The organism is Providencia sp. Marseille-Q8014 (assembly GCF_965112055.1).
In genome coordinates this window covers 1,277,036-1,295,008 of record NZ_CBCOPT010000001.1, presented here as the reverse complement: position 1 = coordinate 1,295,008, position 17,973 = coordinate 1,277,036, and the positions used below count along the sequence as shown (strand labels likewise).

The 17,973-nt window shown below is 41.1% G+C and carries 14 protein-coding genes; 3 read left to right on the top strand and 11 right to left on the bottom strand.

Annotated features, from left to right (window positions below; all coding sequences use genetic code 11):
- Nucleotides 1–45: 45 nt before the first annotated feature.
- Entirely contained in the window at nt 46–1,713 is a 1,668-nt protein-coding gene (ushA, locus tag ACWPW6_RS05590; RefSeq protein ID WP_154635642.1) for a bifunctional UDP-sugar hydrolase/5'-nucleotidase UshA, read from the bottom strand.
- A gap of 262 nt (nt 1,714–1,975) precedes the next feature.
- On the opposite strand from ushA, the gene ACWPW6_RS05585 reads away from it, so the two are divergent.
- A complete protein-coding gene (locus tag ACWPW6_RS05585) occupies nt 1,976–3,199 on the top strand; it encodes an MFS transporter (RefSeq protein WP_154624235.1) in 1,224 nt (407 codons plus the stop codon).
- Nucleotides 3,200–3,461: 262 nt separating this feature from the next.
- A complete protein-coding gene (ybaL, locus tag ACWPW6_RS05580; RefSeq protein ID WP_154635641.1) occupies nt 3,462–5,204 on the top strand; it encodes a YbaL family putative K(+) efflux transporter in 1,743 nt (580 codons plus the stop codon).
- A gap of 640 nt (nt 5,205–5,844) precedes the next feature.
- Here the strand turns inward: ybaL and ACWPW6_RS05575 are convergent.
- The 9 genes from ACWPW6_RS05575 to apt all read right to left on the bottom strand — a co-directional run bounded on the left by ACWPW6_RS05575 (nt 5,845) and on the right by apt (nt 16,169).
- The gene (locus tag ACWPW6_RS05575) at nt 5,845–7,158 is read right to left on the bottom strand and encodes an inosine/guanosine kinase (protein WP_196713500.1); all 1,314 of its coding nucleotides are present in this window, start codon (nt 7,156–7,158) and stop codon (nt 5,845–5,847) included.
- Between the two features lie 98 nt (nt 7,159–7,256).
- Complete coding sequence (wzz(fepE), locus tag ACWPW6_RS05570) at nt 7,257–8,384, bottom strand: LPS O-antigen length regulator Wzz(fepE) (protein ID WP_154624233.1); 1,128 nt, start codon at nt 8,382–8,384, stop codon at nt 7,257–7,259.
- Between the two features lie 118 nt (nt 8,385–8,502).
- The gene (gene hemH, locus ACWPW6_RS05565; protein ID WP_163860838.1) at nt 8,503–9,474 is read right to left on the bottom strand and encodes a ferrochelatase; all 972 of its coding nucleotides are present in this window, start codon (nt 9,472–9,474) and stop codon (nt 8,503–8,505) included.
- Nucleotides 9,475–9,601: 127 nt separating this feature from the next.
- Nucleotides 9,602–10,246 carry an adenylate kinase gene (gene adk, locus ACWPW6_RS05560; RefSeq protein ID WP_154623576.1) on the bottom strand — a complete coding sequence of 215 codons (645 nt, stop codon included), beginning with the start codon at nt 10,244–10,246 and terminating at the stop codon, nt 9,602–9,604.
- A 192-nt stretch (nt 10,247–10,438) separates the two neighbouring features.
- Nucleotides 10,439–12,313, bottom strand: a complete 1,875-nt coding sequence (gene htpG, locus ACWPW6_RS05555) for a molecular chaperone HtpG (protein ID WP_154623577.1) — start codon at nt 12,311–12,313, stop codon at nt 10,439–10,441.
- 293 nt (nt 12,314–12,606) lie between these two features.
- The gene (recR, locus tag ACWPW6_RS05550; protein WP_154623578.1) at nt 12,607–13,206 is read right to left on the bottom strand and encodes a recombination mediator RecR; all 600 of its coding nucleotides are present in this window, start codon (nt 13,204–13,206) and stop codon (nt 12,607–12,609) included.
- On the bottom strand, nt 13,206–13,535 hold the full coding sequence (locus ACWPW6_RS05545) for a YbaB/EbfC family nucleoid-associated protein (RefSeq protein ID WP_154623579.1): 330 nt from the start codon (nt 13,533–13,535) through the stop codon (nt 13,206–13,208). Before ACWPW6_RS05545 ends, recR begins: the two co-directional genes overlap by 1 nt.
- 49 nt (nt 13,536–13,584) lie before the next feature.
- Nucleotides 13,585–15,522, bottom strand: coding sequence for a DNA polymerase III subunit gamma/tau (gene dnaX / locus ACWPW6_RS05540; RefSeq protein ID WP_250000167.1), 1,938 nt, complete (start codon nt 15,520–15,522; stop codon nt 13,585–13,587).
- A gap of 95 nt (nt 15,523–15,617) precedes the next feature.
- The gene (gene apt / locus ACWPW6_RS05535; protein ID WP_154623581.1) at nt 15,618–16,169 is read right to left on the bottom strand and encodes an adenine phosphoribosyltransferase; all 552 of its coding nucleotides are present in this window, start codon (nt 16,167–16,169) and stop codon (nt 15,618–15,620) included.
- A gap of 145 nt (nt 16,170–16,314) precedes the next feature.
- On the opposite strand from apt, the gene priC reads away from it, so the two are divergent.
- Entirely contained in the window at nt 16,315–16,863 is a 549-nt protein-coding gene (priC, locus tag ACWPW6_RS05530; RefSeq protein ID WP_250000165.1) for a primosomal replication protein PriC, read from the top strand.
- A gap of 42 nt (nt 16,864–16,905) precedes the next feature.
- Here the strand turns inward: priC and ACWPW6_RS05525 are convergent, their stop codons facing one another.
- Complete coding sequence (locus ACWPW6_RS05525; RefSeq protein WP_154623583.1) at nt 16,906–17,883, bottom strand: FUSC family protein; 978 nt, start codon at nt 17,881–17,883, stop codon at nt 16,906–16,908.
- Between the last annotated feature and the right edge of the window lie 90 nt (nt 17,884–17,973).

Sequence of the window (17,973 nt, the reverse complement as noted above, 5' to 3'; positions counted from 1 at the left end):
TCAGGTTTTATAGACTATATCGGCTTGGTAAAATTAATTAACCAATTATTTTTTATAAATAATTTCACCTTTTGGCTCATAGTCTGCCGCTTTTAAAGGTGAGTGTTTCTCAATATAACCTTTCAATACCTCCGCATCGACAAATCCTGTATTAACATAATTAGGATGATTGTCGATTTTTGGATAACCATCTCCTCCAATCGCATTGAAATTTAATGTCGCCATGCGATAGGTTTTTTCAGGATCAAACGGTTTGCCATCAATTTTGACATCGCTAATGCTACCGTCTGTGTTTAACGTCAGGCTAACATGATAAAATTGTGCATAAGCCCCTGAATCAGGCTTCATATTCGCAGCGGCCTGTAAATACTCGAGTACTTCATCCCCTTTAAAATCGATATAGACCAATTCATTCGTAAAGGGTTGTACTTTTAAAACATCTTTGTACGTAATATCACCACTTTCAATCGAGTCACGTACACCGCCACCACTCATAACAGCAAAATCAGCATCTGCACGCTCTTTTTGTGCCGCTAACAACAAATGCCCCATGTTAGTCTGGACAAAACGGACTTTACTGCGATCGCCTTCAAGCTTCCCTTCAACAGAACCGACTTTTACATTCAGTTGCTCACCCCCTTTTTGTTGATAAGGGGTCAATAACTTCATCATGTCCTCATTGTGGGCTATTTCTTGAGTGTAATAGACACGCTCGCTGGTTCCGTCCTCTTTCGTGATTTTCTTTTTCAAATTGATCGGGATCAGTTGGTAATGTTTTAGCGTGAATTTACCATTCTTAAATTCAAAATCAGCACGCCCCACATATTTGCCCCATTCATGAGCCTGAACGATCCATGTGCCATTTTGGTTATCAGGCGCACAAGGGGTACCAGGAACATAATCGACTTGTTTATAGTTTTTGTTCTCGCTGGACATACAGACGGGATCTTGTGAGTGACCGCCCACAATCATATCCAAATAGCCTTTAGGTAAGCTACGAGCCATTTCTACGTCACCGGGAGCATTTGAGCCATGCTGACCGTTGTCGTAATGCCCCATATGGGTAGCCGCGATGATAATATCTGGTTTTTCTGTAGCGCGGAGTTCTTCAACCACTTTTTTCGCTTCAACCGCCGGTGTTCTAAACTCAACATCTGGGAAGTTTGCAGGATTTCCTAGTTTCGCCGTATCGTCAGTGGTTAATCCTAGAACTGCAATTTTGACACCTTGTTTATCGAATATTTGGTAAGGTTTAAATAGACGCTCACCTGTGCTGGTTTGATAGATATTGGCTGATAAGAACGGAAAATTAGCCCATTTTTCTTGTGTGCGTAGTACGTCTAGTGGGTTATCAAACTCATGGTTACCCAGCGCCATTGCATCATAACCGACTAAGTTCATCCCTTTAAAATCGGGCTCAGCGTCTTGCAGATCAGATTCGGGGACACCGGTATTAATATCACCACCGGAAAGCAATAATAAGCTGCCACCTTGCTTAGCCACTTCATCACGAATTTCATCCACAACGGTTTTCTGTGCTGCTAAACCATATTCACCGTGATCGTTATGCCAAAAATGACCATGATGGTCATTCGTATGTAAAATCGTGATATTGTATGTTTTATCTTTTTCCCAAGCATTTGCCTGTGCGATAGGCAACAGTGCCAAAGATACCGTCAATGCGCATACCGATGCTTTAAAGGTTAAATTCATCTTTTTCTCCCTGCCTATATCTCAAATTTTTATGGTATGTTTAGGTTCTAGCCCTAATAGTAAATGCTAATTTATAGCATAAAACTGCGATCATAATTGGATAACCTATGCGTTAAATGGTGCTTGTTTCATTAAACTGAGACATTAATCAACATTAATAACGATGGTGACTTTTTTTATCGTGATATTTATTAGTTCAATTAAATGACAAATACGCTATATTGATAACAATTTAGCAACACAACTATGAAAGTTACTAATTATGAGTGAGCAAACAACCAACCAAAGTCATACCCCTGCCGCAAAACCTATTAGTAAAACAGGTAAAACTGTTTTTAGCATTCTTACTGCCATTAGCTTCTCTCACTTGCTGAACGATATGATTCAGTCATTGATATTAGCTATCTATCCACTCTTGCAGTCAGATTTTTCACTCAGTTTTGCACAAGTCGGTTTGATTACATTGACCTACCAAATTACAGCATCATTACTGCAACCTGTCATTGGCTATTATACCGATAAACATCCACAGCCTTATTCATTACCTATCGGGATGGGCTTTACACTAACAGGATTGCTATTACTTGCTATGGCTGAAACATTCCCCGTTATATTATTAGCTGCCGCACTAGTAGGAACGGGTTCTTCAGTCTTCCACCCTGAATCATCTCGTGTCGCACGCATGGCATCAGGCGGTCGTCACGGCCTTGCACAGTCTTTTTTCCAGGTTGGTGGAAATTTAGGGGCATCTTTGGGGCCATTACTTGCCGCACTGGTTATTGAGCCTTACGGTAAAGGTAATGTCGGTTGGTTCTCTTTGGCCGCCTTATTAGCGATTGTCGTGTTATTGCAAGTAAGCCGTTGGTATAAGCAACAACATCGAGCTGTCAGTAAAAAGCCAGTATCTCACGTCGAAATCAACGTATTGCCTCGTAAGGCTGTCATTGGTTCATTAGCTATATTGCTGATATTAATTTTTTCTAAATATTTTTATCTCGCAAGTATTAGTAGCTATTACACTTTTTACCTTATTGAAAAATTTGGTGTCACCGTACAGAACGCGCAGATCCACCTATTTATCTTCCTTTTTGCGGTCGCCGCTGGAACCATGATAGGCGGGCCTGTTGGTGACAAGATTGGGCGTAAATATGTAATTTGGTTCTCTATCTTAGGGGTCGCGCCGTTTACATTGCTGCTACCACATGCCTCTCTGTATTGGACGAGCATTTTAACCGTTATCATTGGGTTGATATTAGCCTCAGCGTTTTCGGCCATTTTAGTCTATGCACAAGAGTTGATCCCCGGTAAAACCGGAATGATATCTGGCCTGTTTTTTGGGTTAGCATTCGGCATGGGAGGTGTTGGCGCCGCAGTATTGGGGCAAATCGCAGATAAAACCAGTATCGAACAAGTTTATCAATATTGTGCATTTCTGCCTTTATTGGGTATTTTTACCGTATTACTACCAAATCTAGAACAAAAATAGTCATTTCCCTTTATTTAACCCATACTTATTGAAAAATAAGTATGGGAACTTACCTCTATATCTCACTTAAAATCCAACAAAAAATCACACAAATGACATCTTTGTAACGATTTAGCACTAATAAACCACTTTTATTTGAAAAACATTTAAATTTTTTAAGGAAATTTTTCTCAAATAACGATAAAATAGAATTATATGCAAAGTGCATTCCAAAATATGGGAACTTGATTCCTAAAAATTCAAATCAATCAAAGGAGACTAAATGGAGCATTCTACGCCCTTAATCACAACCATTGTTGGTGGTCTCGCCCTTGCATATTTGTTAGGTATGATCGCTCAGCGATTAAAAATTTCCCCTTTGGTGGGCTATCTTGCGGCGGGTGTTTTAGCCGGTCCTTTTACTCCGGGTTTTGTTGCCGATACAACGCTTGCGCCAGAACTAGCTGAAATTGGTGTTATCCTTTTGATGTTTGGTGTCGGGCTACATTTTTCACTGAAAGATCTCTTAGCAGTTAAAGCCATCGCCATTCCCGGAGCGATTGCACAAATTGCAGTCGCCACTCTTTTAGGTTTAGGCCTTTCCATGCTATTTGGCTGGGGAACCTTTTCAGGTATCGTTTTTGGCCTCTGTTTATCAACAGCAAGTACGGTTGTATTACTTCGTGCCTTAGAAGAACGGCAACTGATTGAAAGCCAACGAGGCCAGATTGCTATCGGTTGGTTAATTGTTGAAGACCTCGCGATGGTTCTGACGCTAGTTCTATTACCCGCTGCTGCTGCAATTATGAATTCTGAGCAAGCGAGCTTTAGTGAGTTACTTATCGGACTTGCATGGACTGTGGGGAAAGTGGTCGCCTTTATTATCATTATGATAGTTATTGGTCGTCGTGTGATCCCTTGGATTTTATCACGTACCGCATCCACAGGTTCTCGTGAATTATTTACACTTGCTGTGCTCGCTCTTGCACTGGGTATCGCCTATGCTGCTGTTGCATTATTTGATGCATCATTTGCACTCGGTGCTTTCTTTGCGGGTATGGTGTTAAATGAATCAGAACTTAGCCACCGTGCAGCACAGGATACGCTCCCACTAAGAGACGCGTTTGCTGTACTCTTCTTTGTTTCCGTTGGGATGCTGTTCGACCCTGTCGTACTGATTGACCATCCATTAGGTGTGATTGGTGTTCTCGCGATTATTATCGTCGGTAAATCTGCGGCCGCATTAATCCTTGTTCGCCTATTTGGCCATTCAAGGCGAACGGCATTAACCATCTCTGTTAGCTTGGCGCAAATTGGTGAGTTTGCCTTTATTTTAGCAGGTATGGGAATGGCACTTGGTGTCATGGACAAAGAAGCACAAAACTTAGTGTTAGCAGGTGCGATAGTTTCAATTATGCTTAATCCTGTACTCTTTAGTTTACTCGATAAGTACTTAGAAAAAACCGAGACTATCGAGGAACAACTACTCGAAGAGACATTGGAAGAAGAAACCCAAATTCCTGTCGATATTTGTGGTCATGCCATCATTGTCGGCTACGGGCGTGTTGGTGGTATGTTAGCTGATAAACTGCGCCGTCGTGATATTCCATTAGTCGTCGTGGAAGACACTCGAGCTAAGTTTGAAGAGCTGGCTGAAAACGGGTTTAGCGCTATCCTAGGTAATGGTGCGAATAAAGACATTATTAGCCTTGCGCGCATTGAGTGTGCGAAAACTTTGCTACTCACGATTCCAAATGGCTACGAGGCTGGTGAAATCGTGACTCATGCAAAAGAGTTGAACCCGAATATTACCGTGATCGTCCGTGCTCACTATGATGATGAAGTTAGCTTCATTAAAGAACGTGGGGCCGACCATATCATCATTGGTGAACATGAAATTGCTAAAGCCATGGCGACTTTTATGTGTAACGACGTGACCGAGTATGGCTGTTCAATTGATGATGAACCATTATCAAAAGATACTGAAGGCAAAAACCTCGATGAGTATCTAAAACCATCTCACTAAAATAATGTTAAAGGGAAGTGCAAACTTCCCTTCAGACTGCCGCCAAACATATGATGTTTGGCGGAAAGTCGAATAGGTTTTGAAAATAAGAGAGGAAAATCAATTTATTGATTTTCGGCTGATAACACAAAGTGGGAAAAACCACGCTTTTATCCCGCTTTGTCAACAACCTCAAGGGAAGTGCAAACTTCCCTTTCTTTTAGGCGCTAATTTCATACCAAAACAACATTAAGCGCTTCCATCGTCTGCGAATCAAATATCCCTTTCTCTAAGCAAGATGTAAGACGTCATATCGGTTATTCATCGTGATTAACCAATCTATGCCCACGACACTCAAAAAACCTTAAATTCAATTTGATATGGCTTACCCGTTCCTTGCAATAATATCGTAATAACATTTTTATCTGTTTATTAGTCTAAAATAGAACAATTAACAATAAATGGATTCATATTTCCTCCACTTTTTAGCCCCTATAAGGCGCTATACTCCATTTCGCCTAAACCATTATTGATGATATTTTTTGTGTCCTACTTCCCCCACTGTGTGGGGGGTTTTTTCTTCACTATCTAAAAAAACACCCCACTGTTTTATTATCAACAATGAGGTGCTATCTGACGCTATTTAAGAAAAAACCAACAACTAGCGTTCCCAATATGACTCTTCTAGACTGTCTTCTTTTTCAGGTAAACCACGGGTTAAACGCGGTGAATGCTGAGTTAGCACTTGATAACTCACCCGATTCGCATATTTGCATACTTGGGCTAATGAAGAGTAAGTCAGATACTGACGCGCATGTTTACTGGAATTCGGTACGTTCATACGATGGTATGAATTCGCAGTGATATCATGTAACAACGCCGATAAAGCGCCGTCACCGGCCCCATTGGTATTCATAATTTTTTCTGGGCCCCCCATATAAGGTTCTATATGGGAATAGATACGCATAGGAACTTCACAATCTTGCCGGCGCATAGCTCGGCTAAATTCATAGAGGTTAAATTCAGGGATCGCCCCCGGCAGCAGAGGATGCTGTGTAGTGCGTTTAAATGCTTCTTCCGTATAGCCAGCCATATAAAGGCCTGAAGGCCCCGCCGTGCACAACACAAGATCAACCCAATTAAGGGCCATATCCGATGCTAACAGTGGATCATTAAAGCCCGTCAGCTCCAATGCTTCATCTTCATTCATCGCCACGACAGAAACATGTTCAGCGAGGAAATCACGCCAAAATTGAGGGTCTTGGGCTATAACAAACTTAGTTCCAAGCGTTAATACCACAGGAACATTATGCTTCTTAGCATAGCTGATAGCTTGCATCGTAGCCTCGGGCATGGTTTCACCCGGTTTACAACGCACTAAATACGCAGTAAGTACCAAGGCCGATGCACCAGCAATAATCTCTTCTGGAATACTTTCAGGACGAAGTCGATTCATATGCCCAGGGCTAATCGCAAAAGTTCGTTCACCATTTTCTGCAATCAGTGTAAAGCAACGTCCTATAGGCCCATCAACCCCTTGTAAATAGTTAAGATCCATTCGGCTCGATGTGTGGCATAAATAGCGATAAGAATAGCTACCTATTTGAATGTTATTACACATGGTACCTAACAATACAGAGCGATCATCCGCCAACACAGAGTAATTATGCAAAGTATTGCCGATGGTTCCACCTGCAAACTCATGAGTTATCAATGCATTACTTGTTAGCTCTGCATATAACGCTTCTGCAACATCATCTTCTATAACTAAAGAATGCCCTTTGCTTAATTGATAGCGTTCAATAAATGCATCATCGACCTTGGCTTCAATATCGACAAGTGTCTGATCGATGCCCACGATATAGGATCGACAGTTTTCACCCTCATCCATCCGCTCTTTGATAGGTTGTAACAGTGGATCTCTTAAACTAACAGGAAAATAATGCTTTGATTTACGTTGACCGGGGAATTTCATAATGAACAAATTAGCGAGTAGACATGCCGCTATTCTAGCATGATAAACATAAACCAGCACCTGCGATCAAGGTGACAATTTATGTTTATCGTGATCGATTATGAATGTGACGCCGTCTTCATTGTATAATCGCGGTATAGCTCGCGAGTTAATACGTATGCGCTGCTCAAGATCAGGCCGAGGATAGCACTCAATGCGATGATGAGTGTCGATTTTGGCGAATCTTTCTTAGCGGGTAAATCAGGTGCAAGAATGAATTTAGCAGGTAAAAAGTCGATAGTATCAATCTTTAATTCTGACAAGCTATTGATGTAGTGTTGACGAATTTGTAAATCTTCACTCAACATTGCAATATCACGGTTCTGCAACTCTATCGCTAATTTTTTCTCTAGCGCTTCAGTTCCTAACGCAATGGGATAATCAGGATCATCACTAATGATGGCAGAATCCGTCACTATTGGCTTACGAACGCCCGCCGCTTTTGCGATATCAATGGCACGTTTTAATCTTTCCACCTTAACATCGTATTCTGTCCGAATTTTTGTCACCTCTTGTTTAAAGGTTTCATTTGCACGGACTAACTGTTGGGCTATCGCATTTTGAATATCTTGCTTAAATTGCTCCCTGACTTTTGTTGCTGTATAGCGAACATAGCCAGCCAACAGATCTTGAGCTTCTGAAGGCGTCGGTGCAATGAAAGTGAGTATAATGTCATTCGATGTACTATTTTTTTCTTTTGACTGGTCTGTAATATGAATACTGTTGGTAATAATGTTATTTACCAGTCGTTGCTCACCATTTTCTTTATCCGCTGGATCAATTTTTTTGGCGAGTTCTTGAAAGTAGTTCGTGCTACGAACATAGGCTTCTTGATTAACTTTTGATCGATACTGCTCAATAAATGCATTAAAAATTTGTTGTGCAGATAAATCAATTTTCACATCAAGAACACTGAGTTGCGCACTGAGTGTATTAATATCTTTAATTTCTTCAGAAGATGGGGGAACAACAACCGCTGTACTGCTCCATTTTTGGGGGAGCAGGGATACCACAAGAGTACTAATAAGCGTAATAGCAACAGTGATAGCGATAATAATAAATTTATTTCTTATTAAAACAGCAAACAAAGCCATCAAATCAACTTCATCGCTTTGCTGTAAGTTAAATTGCGAGATTTGCATCTCACTTGCTGTTTTATCATTCCGTGATTCTCTATCAGTGCTCATAATAAATTCCAGTTAAGTACCAAATTAATAATGCATCAACCCTTTATATCAGTGAGTATAATAGTTTTCTCGATTTATGATATATCGATAAACACCATATTTAATATTAATTTAAACTTTAAATTGTTTTTATTAAACCATTAATCAGGATTTTGAATAAGTTAATACTATCCTCACTGTCATTTAATGCGGGTATATAATGATAGGATTCTCCCCCTTGGCTTTTGAAAAAGTGTTGATTTTGTTCACTAATTTCTTCTAGTGTTTCTAAACAGTCCGCAGAAAATCCGGGACAAATCACTTGAACTGATTTTACGCCTTGTGAGGGTAATTGATTCATTGTCTCATCGGTATAGGGCGTTAACCAAGGCTCACGACCAAAACGAGATTGATAAGTCATCAATACACGTTCCGCTGGAAAATTCAACGCCTCTTTAACTAAACGAGTTGTTGCTTCACACTCTTGTGGATAAATATCGCCAGTATCCGCATAACGTTTAGGAATACCATGGAACGACAAAATCAGTCGGTCAGGTTCACCATGCTGAGCAAAGCTTTGCTCAATTGAGTTGACTAAGCCCTGAATATAGGCAGGATGCGTCGCATAACTACGGATAAAATGTAACGACGGAATTGTACGCATTTGCTTGAGAATCGCGGAAATACCATCATAGACAGCCGCTGTCGTCGAACAGGAGTACTGAGGATATAAAGGAAGTACGATTAATTCGGTCACACCTTGGCACATCAAGGAGTCAATTGCACTTTTCAGTGACGGTGAACCATAGCTCATCCCAACTTCTATTGGTATATTAGGAAAACATTCAGCTAACTTAGCTTTCTGCTTTAACGTATAAGCGAGTAAAGGTGAACCATCTTCGGTCCAAATTGATTGATAGAGTTTCGCAACCTTAGGCGAACGAAATGGCAATACAATGCCATATAAAATAGGTTTCCAAATCGCACGAGAGACATCAATAACACGGACATCACTCAAAAATTCTGCAAGATAACGTTTAACTGCCGGAGTCGTTGGGGCATCAGGCGTCCCTAGATTAACCAATAAAATACCGAATTTATTCTCTGACACAATGATACTCCTTAAATGATAATTATTCCCAACTTTATATCATAAAATGCGGTCTTTATTTATCTTCTTATGCGACAAAAGCAAAGGCAGCGATTATCGCTGCCTTTGTTGATAGCTATCATCTTTATTAGCCGAGGATTTTTGCTAATTCTTCACTCACTTCAGAAACTTTGCGAGTTCCATCAATTTTGAAATACTGAGTGTTACCCGCAGCCGCTTCTTTTTGATAATAAGCGACCAAAGGTGCGGTTAAATCATGATATTCAACCAAACGCTTACGAACGGTATCTTCTTGGTCATCTTTACGAATAGTGAGCTCTTCACCTGTGACATCATCTTTATTTTCAACTTTAGGTGGGTTGAATGTCACATGATAAACACGACCTGAAGGTGCATGCACACGGCGACCAATAATACGCTCAACAATGATTTCATCAGGTACATCGAATTCTAATACGAAATCAACATCAATACCGGCTTCCTTCATTGCATCAGCTTGAGGAATGGTGCGCGGGAACCCATCCAACAAGAAGCCATTGCGGCAGTCATCTTGTTTGATGCGCTCTTTAACTAATGCAATCACTAATTCATCAGTCACTAACTTACCATTATCCATTAGCTCTTTTGCTTTTAAACCTAGCTCACTACCTGCTTTAACTGCTGCACGTAACATGTCGCCAGTTGAAATTTGTGGAATACCAAATTTCTCCATAATAAATTGAGCTTGAGTGCCCTTACCGGCGCCTGGAGCACCGAGCAGAATGATACGCATTGCGTAAACCCCTTGCTATTTAGTTTTTTATAATTTGAAAAGAAAACAAGATACCATACCATTAGGATGGCGCTTTACTCAAGAAGACACGTAAACGTTTTCGCATTTTACTTCTTTCGTAAAAGAAAAAAACCACGCTAAAGCGCTGGCTAAAACGTGGTTTTTGCTCAAAAACGAAAATCAATTAGCGAATTATTTCATTAATAATTCGTTGATTTTACGAATGAATAAATTTGGATCTTCTAATGTACCGCGCTCTGCTAATAAAGCTTGGTCTAACAAAACATTAACCCAATCAGCAAACAGTGCATCATCCGTCACTTCTGACGCTTTCTTAACCAGTGGGTGTGATGGATTAAGCTCAAAGTTATATTTCACTTCAGGAGCCGCTTGACCTGCCGCAGCGAATAACTTCGCCATTTGTGTGCTCATCTCATCGGCATCGGTGGTGACAATCGCAGGTGTATCCGTCAAACGGTGGGTCAATTTGACCTCTTTAACGCGATCTGCCAACAATGTTTTCACACGCTCAACAAAAGGTTCTAATTGCTTATCGGCTTCTTCTTGCTCTGCTTTATCTTCATCTGCGAGTTTATCCAGCGACTCATCGGCTTTGCTAACCGATTGGAAAGGCTTACCATCAAACTCGGATAAATAATTCATCATCCATTCATCAATGCGATCAGAAAGCAGTAGTACCTCAATACCTTTCTTACGGAACAGCTCTAAATGAGGGCTGCTCTTAGCCGCAGCATAGCTATCCGCCGTGATGTAATAGATTTTCTCCTGCCCTTCAACCATACGGCTAATATAGTCTTCTAAAGAGACATTCTGCACGTTGCTATCATTATGTGTTGATGCAAAACGTAGCAGTTTCGCAATAGCTTCACTATTGCTCATATCTTCCGCAGGTCCTTCTTTCATCACTAGACCAAATTGCTGCCAGAAAGACTGATATTTTTCCGCATCATTCTTCGCCAGTTTATCTAGCATTTGCAGGACACGCTTGGTTAATGCGCCACGCAAGCTACGAGTTAATGCGCTATCTTGCAGTATTTCGCGAGATACGTTGAGGGGTAAATCGTTTGAATCCAATACCCCACGCACAAAACGCAAATAATTTGGCATAAACTGCTCAGCGTCATCCATAATAAACACACGCTGAACATACAGTTTTAATCCATGGCGCTGCTCACGATTCCAGAGATCAAACGGCGCCTGTGAAGGTATATACAATAAGCTAGTGTACTCCTGCTTACCTTCAACACGATTATGAGACCAAGTTAATGGATCCGCATAATCATGGGAGATGTGTTTGTAAAACTCGATATACTCTTCATCAGAAATTTCAGACTTATTACGCGTCCATAGCGCTTTAGCTTGGTTGATTTTCTCCCAAGTTATTGTGCCATCTTCTTCATTTTTAACTTCAATTTCTACAGGTAGTGCAATATGGTCTGAATATTTGCTGATAACTGAACGCAAACGCCAGTTATCTAAAAACTCTTTTTCATCTTCACGCAAATGTAACGTGATTTCAGTGCCACGATCCGCTTTTTCAATGTCGGCAATAGTGTATTCACCTTCACCAGCAGATTCCCAAAATACGCCTTGGTCTGCCGATGCACCAGCAGCACGGCTACGAACAGTCACTTTATCAGCAACGATAAAAGCAGAATAGAAACCAACACCAAACTGACCAATCATTTGACTATCTTTTGCTTGGTCACCACCCAGAGATTCTAAAAAGGCTTTAGTGCCTGATTTAGCGATCGTTCCTAAGTTATCAATAACTTCATCACGGCTCATACCAATACCGTTATCGCTAATTGTGAGTGTCCCATCTTCTTTATTTGCGCTAATGCGAACACGCAGTTCCCCATCATTTTCATACAATTCAGGTTTTGAAAGTGCACGAAAACGCAGTTTATCTGCCGCATCGGATGCGTTTGAAATAAGTTCACGCAAAAAGATTTCTTTGTTTGAGTAAAGAGAGTGGATCATCAACTGGAGCAGTTGTTTGACTTCAGATTGGAACCCGCGAGTTTCTTGTCCTTTCATACTCATTAATGCCTCTATATCATCAATCTAATGGGATAGTTTTGACTTATCGATGAGATTGAATTGGGGGCAAAAAACAGAAATTCAAGCGCATGAAAGAAAAAATGTCTCCGCGAAGACTCAGCGACGATAAGTCACTCAAGGGGATAACTAATTGATACTAAAGAATAAAAAAGCGAAGAGATTCGAATTATGTGAAAGGACTGCGACAAAAATAATAAGCGATGCTTCTGGTAAGACATTGCGGTGATTAAAGCTACAGCCAGTCAACCGCCCGTAGCTTAAGATGTTACCTGTTACTAGAGGCGCTGCCTACCCGCTAATGAGTGAGATAACGTGGTACCATCGACCATTTCCAGCTCACCACCAACAGGTACGCCATGTGCGATTCGGCTTGCTGTAATGCCATATTGAGCACACATCTGCGCAATATAGTTTGCTGTTGCCTCACCTTCTACCGTTGGGTTAGTCGCAAGTATCACTTCAGTAATGGTTTCAGAAGATAACCGCTCTTCTAATCTATCCAGTCCGATATCCATCGGGCCAATACCATCAATCGGTGATAAATGCCCCATCAGCACAAAATAACGCCCTGAAAATTGACCCGTTTGTTCCACAGCATAAATATCCGCAGGGCTTTCAACCACACAAATCAAACCGTTCTGTTGACGACGCGGATTTTCACAGATATTACACACATCCTGTTCGGTAAAAGTACGACAATCACGGCAGTGACCGATTTCTGACATTGCTCGAGTCAGTGACTGCGCTAGGCGCATGCCACCACTACGATCACGCTGAAGCAGATGAAAAGCCATACGTTGCGCTGACTTTGGCCCAACACCAGGGAGACAGCGCAAAGCTTCCATCAATGACTCTAGAAGCGGACTCGTTTGCATTAGAATGGCATCTTAAAGCCTGGTGGCAGTTGCATGCCACTTGAAACACTTGCCATTTTTTCTTTCTGCGTTTCTTCAATACGGCGAGCTGCATCATTAAATGCTGCGGCAATCAAATCTTCCAGCATATCTTTATCATCTTCAAGAAGACTTGGATCTATCTCAACACGGCGGCAGTTATGTGAGCCGTTGATGGTAACTTTGACTAGACCAGCGCCAGATTCGCCTGTTGCTTCTAGATTGGCGATTTCTTCCTGAACTTTTTGCATTTTTTCTTGCATTTGTTGGGCTTGCTTCATTAGATTGCCCAAACCACCTTTACCAAACATAGTTATCTCTCACTACTGAGGCCACAGCTTGCTCATAGAGACTGTAGCGTTAAACGGGGCGAATACTTTCTTCATCTAACTGCGCATCAAACATCGAGCGTAGTTTTTGAATCGTTTTATCCGCAATAATTGACTGACGCGCTTGCGCCAGCTTTTCTTCATAAATCGCCTGTCGCCATTCAAGCGGCGTTTTCACTTCGGTATTATCATCTTGAACGATGTTTAGTTCAACAGGATGACCGTAGTGTTCACTCAAGGCACTTTGTAATGCGTCATGTGCCGACGGCTTATTAAGATGACGCTGCGCGGGTCGCAAATGAAGAACGATTTGTGACTCACTGATTCTTTCTATATATGAATTCAAAGCTAATTGTTCAACTAGCTTAGGGATATTTAATTGCGCTATTTCTGCTGACCAGCTATCCCGCTCTCGACCTTCTTCAATAATCTTAGCCGCTAATTCAGGCGTTTTTTCATACTCTAACGCCTCTTTTATTTCAGTCGGTGTGGTAATCGTTTCTTTAGCTTGAGGTTCTTCAAACTGAGGCCGCCACTGATAATGCTTTGGTTTTGTCGATTTTTTAGCGTCAACAGTTTGGTTAACACCCTTTTTTTGATGCTGGCTAGTGACCGCGGTCAGCCTCTCAAGTGCTGACATCGCCGGCTTAGCCTTTTCAGGCGCGGCCGGTTTATTCTTTTTTCCGTCAGATACCTCATCTTGTGAGGACTGTAGCGCTTCCTTAGCCTTTAATAATTGAAAGGTAGGACTATTTTCTGCTATCGGCGTATTTGCCGATAACGGTGATGAAGCCGGTGTTGGTTTCGATGCAACTGAGCGAGTCGGCATCACAGAAGCAGGCTCTACGGCCACCGTTTGTGCTACGGGTTCTTCAATAATGCTTTTGGGGTGAAACGCCAAAGCACGTAACAAAGCCATTTCAATGCCCATACGGCGTTCTGGTGCGTAAGGGAGGTCTCGACGACCAATCAGTAATGTTTGATAAAATAATTGCAAATCTGCTGGAGAAATTATTCGCGCTATTTGTCTGAGACGCCCTTCCGTCGATGAAGGATCCGTTTCTTTTCCTGCGGGTAATAGCTGGATCATGGCAACGCGATGCAACAATGACAATATTTCTACCAGAAGATTTTCCCAATCTGCGCCACGGGTTGCTGCATGCTCGACTTCTTCCATGACAGCAATACCATCAGCACGCACCAAAGCTTCAATGATCGCAAGCGGCTGCTCATCATCCAGCGTACCTAACATCTGACTGACAATATCTGCTGTAACCTGACCTTGCCCCATCGCTATCGCTTGATCTGTCAAACTCAACGCATCACGTAAACTACCATCAGCTGCGCGAGAAATGAGCTGGCGCGCGCGCGAATCATGTTCAATGCCTTCTGCATTTAAAATATGTTCAAGCTGCTCATTAATTTGAGTGACATCTAACGCTTTTAAATGAAACTGCAAACAACGCGACAAAATCGTCACCGGTAATTTTTGTGGATCGGTTGTTGCCAGTAAAAATTTAACGTGCTCAGGCGGCTCTTCTAGCGTTTTTAATAACGCATTAAAGCTATGGCGCGATAGCATATGCACTTCATCAATAAGATAGACTTTAAAACGCCCGCGAGCCGGCGCATACTGCACGTTGTCTAATAATTCTCGCGTATCTTCAACTTTTGTTCTCGATGCCGCATCGATTTCGATCAAATCGACGAAACGCCCCTGCTCGATCTCTTGGCAATTGGTACATTTTCCACAAGGTGTTGCTGTGATCCCCGTTTCACAATTAAGACCTTTGGCAAACAAACGGGCAATTGTCGTTTTACCGACACCACGAGTGCCAGAAAAAAGATAGGCGTGATGAAGCCTCTGGTGTTCCAGACCATTCGCTAATGCGGTCAATACATGCTGTTGACCGACAACATCTGAAAATTTTTGGGGGCGCCACTTACGGGCAAGTACCTGATAGCTCATGAATTATGCAGTTTCTTAACACGGTGATAGCACCATGCTACCACAGCCTCGCCCCTTACGGCGAGACTGTGATAAAAATAGTGAGGAAAATAGGATTAGTGGCCTGGGAACTCAACTAAACTAAATGAGTTAACGCCCTCAGCAGCAAGGCGCTCTACGCCGCCTAAATCCGGTAGGCTGATAATAAAAGCGGCATCGACAATGTTCGCGCCTAGCTGCTTGATCATTCTTACTGTTGCTTCAACAGTACCGCCTGTTGCAAGTAGATCATCGATGACTAATACATTATCTTCAGGCTGAATACTGTCACGATGGATCTCCAGCGTGTCAGTGCCATATTCTAAATCATAGGTCATACTTAATACTTCGCGAGGTAGTTTGCCTTTTTTACGTACAGGAACAAAACCAACGCCTAAGCGCAACGCGACTGGTGCACCAAACAGAAAACCGCGCGCTTCAGTACCTACAATTTTGGTGACATCTTTATCTTTATAATGCTCAACCAACAAATCGATGGTAGCTTGATAAGCTGCCGGGTTATTTAACAGTGTGGTAATATCGCGGAATAATACCCCTTCTTTTGGGTAATCAGGGATAGTTGCAATACTTTCTTTAATCAATTGCAGTTGTTGCTCTCTAGCAGTCATAATAAAGTGCCAATCAATAGTAAACACGAAAAGGTAGAATCTATTTAAAGTACCATAAAAATGCAATAAGGAGCCGCTTATTTGCGACAAGTTTTATTGCTACATATCAATTTTCCATGATTTTTCACTAGTAACGAGAAGAAAAATGAAAATACAGGCTCTTTTAGATGCGCTAAAAACGCAAATTGACGCATTGCAAACCCGCATAGCACCTATCGCTGATCAGGAATTTTCACATTCCCGCTTTGATTCGCAACTGTTTAGCACTAAATCAACGCATCTAGGGGATTGCCAAAAAGAGTTAAATAAACTGTACCAACAACTTTCCCACAGTGTGTCACTTGGTCATATTGAACAAGTTAACTTTCTGACAGAGAAAATAACGCATCAAATCCAAGCGCTTTCCCGAGAACTGTCTACTCAAGCATTACGCCAAAAAGAGACCTCTTTTCAAGAAAAGAAAGAACACGTCGATCTGTATGAACGGTTGGCACAGCATCAAGATTATGAACGCCGATTACTCGCCATGGTCAGTGAACGTGAATTGCAACTCAATGGCCTGACCGATCACGTAAAACGTCACCAATGCCAAAAAGATATTGCAGCATTAGCGGGAAGGCTACACCGTTGCCGACAAGCATTGATACGTATCGAAAAAGCCATAGAACATCAAGAAAACCAATTTTTGGACTAAATTATTAATGGGTGTAGCCTCAGCTCCCATTGTAAGGTGACCTCAATAAATTGATTTATTCTTCATGATTAATTTTATGCAGTAACTGCATACTACCGCAAATAAGCCACCAATGAATGTTTCCATGATCCTTTCTGACAATAAATGATAATCAACATTATTCAGATAAATTGACATTTCAATTAATGACAAGACTAACCCTGTCAAACAAATTGTCCCGAATACATTATTTTTCTTTGTATTACTGATAGGGATTAAAAATGAAAACAAGAGAATTAATGTAAAACCTATGTATGGCATTAAGATAGATGAGTTAAATGCCAAATAAAGTATCAAAACAACAATCAGTGTTCCAATGACCCTATCACGCGTTAATTTAACGATATTTGTTAATTTAGGATTTAAGACAAAGATAAAGGTTAATGGTGCCCAAAAAAAATGGTCTATATTGATGGCTCTTGATGATAAAACACAAAAAATTAAGCCTGTCGAGTAGATCAATGATTGTCCCACTAAGGGAACAGTGACTCTATCTCTTTTTAAAAAGATATACTTCTTTATCTGGTGAATCGTAATTGTTTTCCGTTTGCTCACAGCGTAACAGAACGCAAGTGTCACCACCGTTCCTATCAGTAAACCTATCACCAAGCCGTTGAAGCTCGACTTATTTAAGGTTGCCCCTATGATAAAGAAAATCATAAAGTACTTAAACGACATCTCTAAAGAGGAATCAACATTATAAAGTTGATAATAGAAAAAAGGTGATAGAAATAATACGATAAAGAACAAGTAACTAAAGCCTAAAGAATAACCAAGAGACGTCCCTACAAACACAAATAATGAACATAATAATGAATAAATAATATTTTTATAGCGATTCGCTTTATTAAATATCGTATAACCATGAAGCGCTGACAGTGAACTCCATAAAGTTGCATCAATACCTGCAATATAATAAGTGATAATAAAGCTTAGCACGATACAAAATGTTAAATAGAGGCTTTCCGATAATTTCGTCACAAAATCACCCAGTTATACTATTACTAATAGGTAATAATACTAACATGCACGTAATACCATAACAATCAATAAACTACTTCAATATCATTG

Excerpts from the sequence above, each read along its gene's own strand:
- recR (WP_154623578.1), bottom strand. The coding sequence starts at position 13,206 with ATGCAAACGAGTCCGCTTCTAGAGTCATTGATGGAAGCTTTGCGCTGT.
- ybaL (WP_154635641.1), top strand. The coding sequence starts at position 3,462 with ATGGAGCATTCTACGCCCTTAATCACAACCATTGTTGGTGGTCTCGCC.
- dnaX (WP_250000167.1), bottom strand. The coding sequence starts at position 15,522 with ATGAGCTATCAGGTACTTGCCCGTAAGTGGCGCCCCCAAAAATTTTCA.
- ACWPW6_RS05545 (WP_154623579.1), bottom strand. The coding sequence starts at position 13,535 with ATGTTTGGTAAAGGTGGTTTGGGCAATCTAATGAAGCAAGCCCAACAA.
- ushA (WP_154635642.1), bottom strand. The coding sequence starts at position 1,713 with ATGAATTTAACCTTTAAAGCATCGGTATGCGCATTGACGGTATCTTTG.
- adk (WP_154623576.1), bottom strand. The coding sequence starts at position 10,246 with ATGCGTATCATTCTGCTCGGTGCTCCAGGCGCCGGTAAGGGCACTCAA.
- htpG (WP_154623577.1), bottom strand. The coding sequence starts at position 12,313 with ATGAGTATGAAAGGACAAGAAACTCGCGGGTTCCAATCTGAAGTCAAA.
- apt (WP_154623581.1), bottom strand. The coding sequence starts at position 16,169 with ATGACTGCTAGAGAGCAACAACTGCAATTGATTAAAGAAAGTATTGCA.
- ACWPW6_RS05575 (WP_196713500.1), bottom strand. The coding sequence starts at position 7,158 with ATGAAATTCCCCGGTCAACGTAAATCAAAGCATTATTTTCCTGTTAGT.
- ACWPW6_RS05585 (WP_154624235.1), top strand. The coding sequence starts at position 1,976 with ATGAGTGAGCAAACAACCAACCAAAGTCATACCCCTGCCGCAAAACCT.
- priC (WP_250000165.1), top strand. The coding sequence starts at position 16,315 with ATGAAAATACAGGCTCTTTTAGATGCGCTAAAAACGCAAATTGACGCA.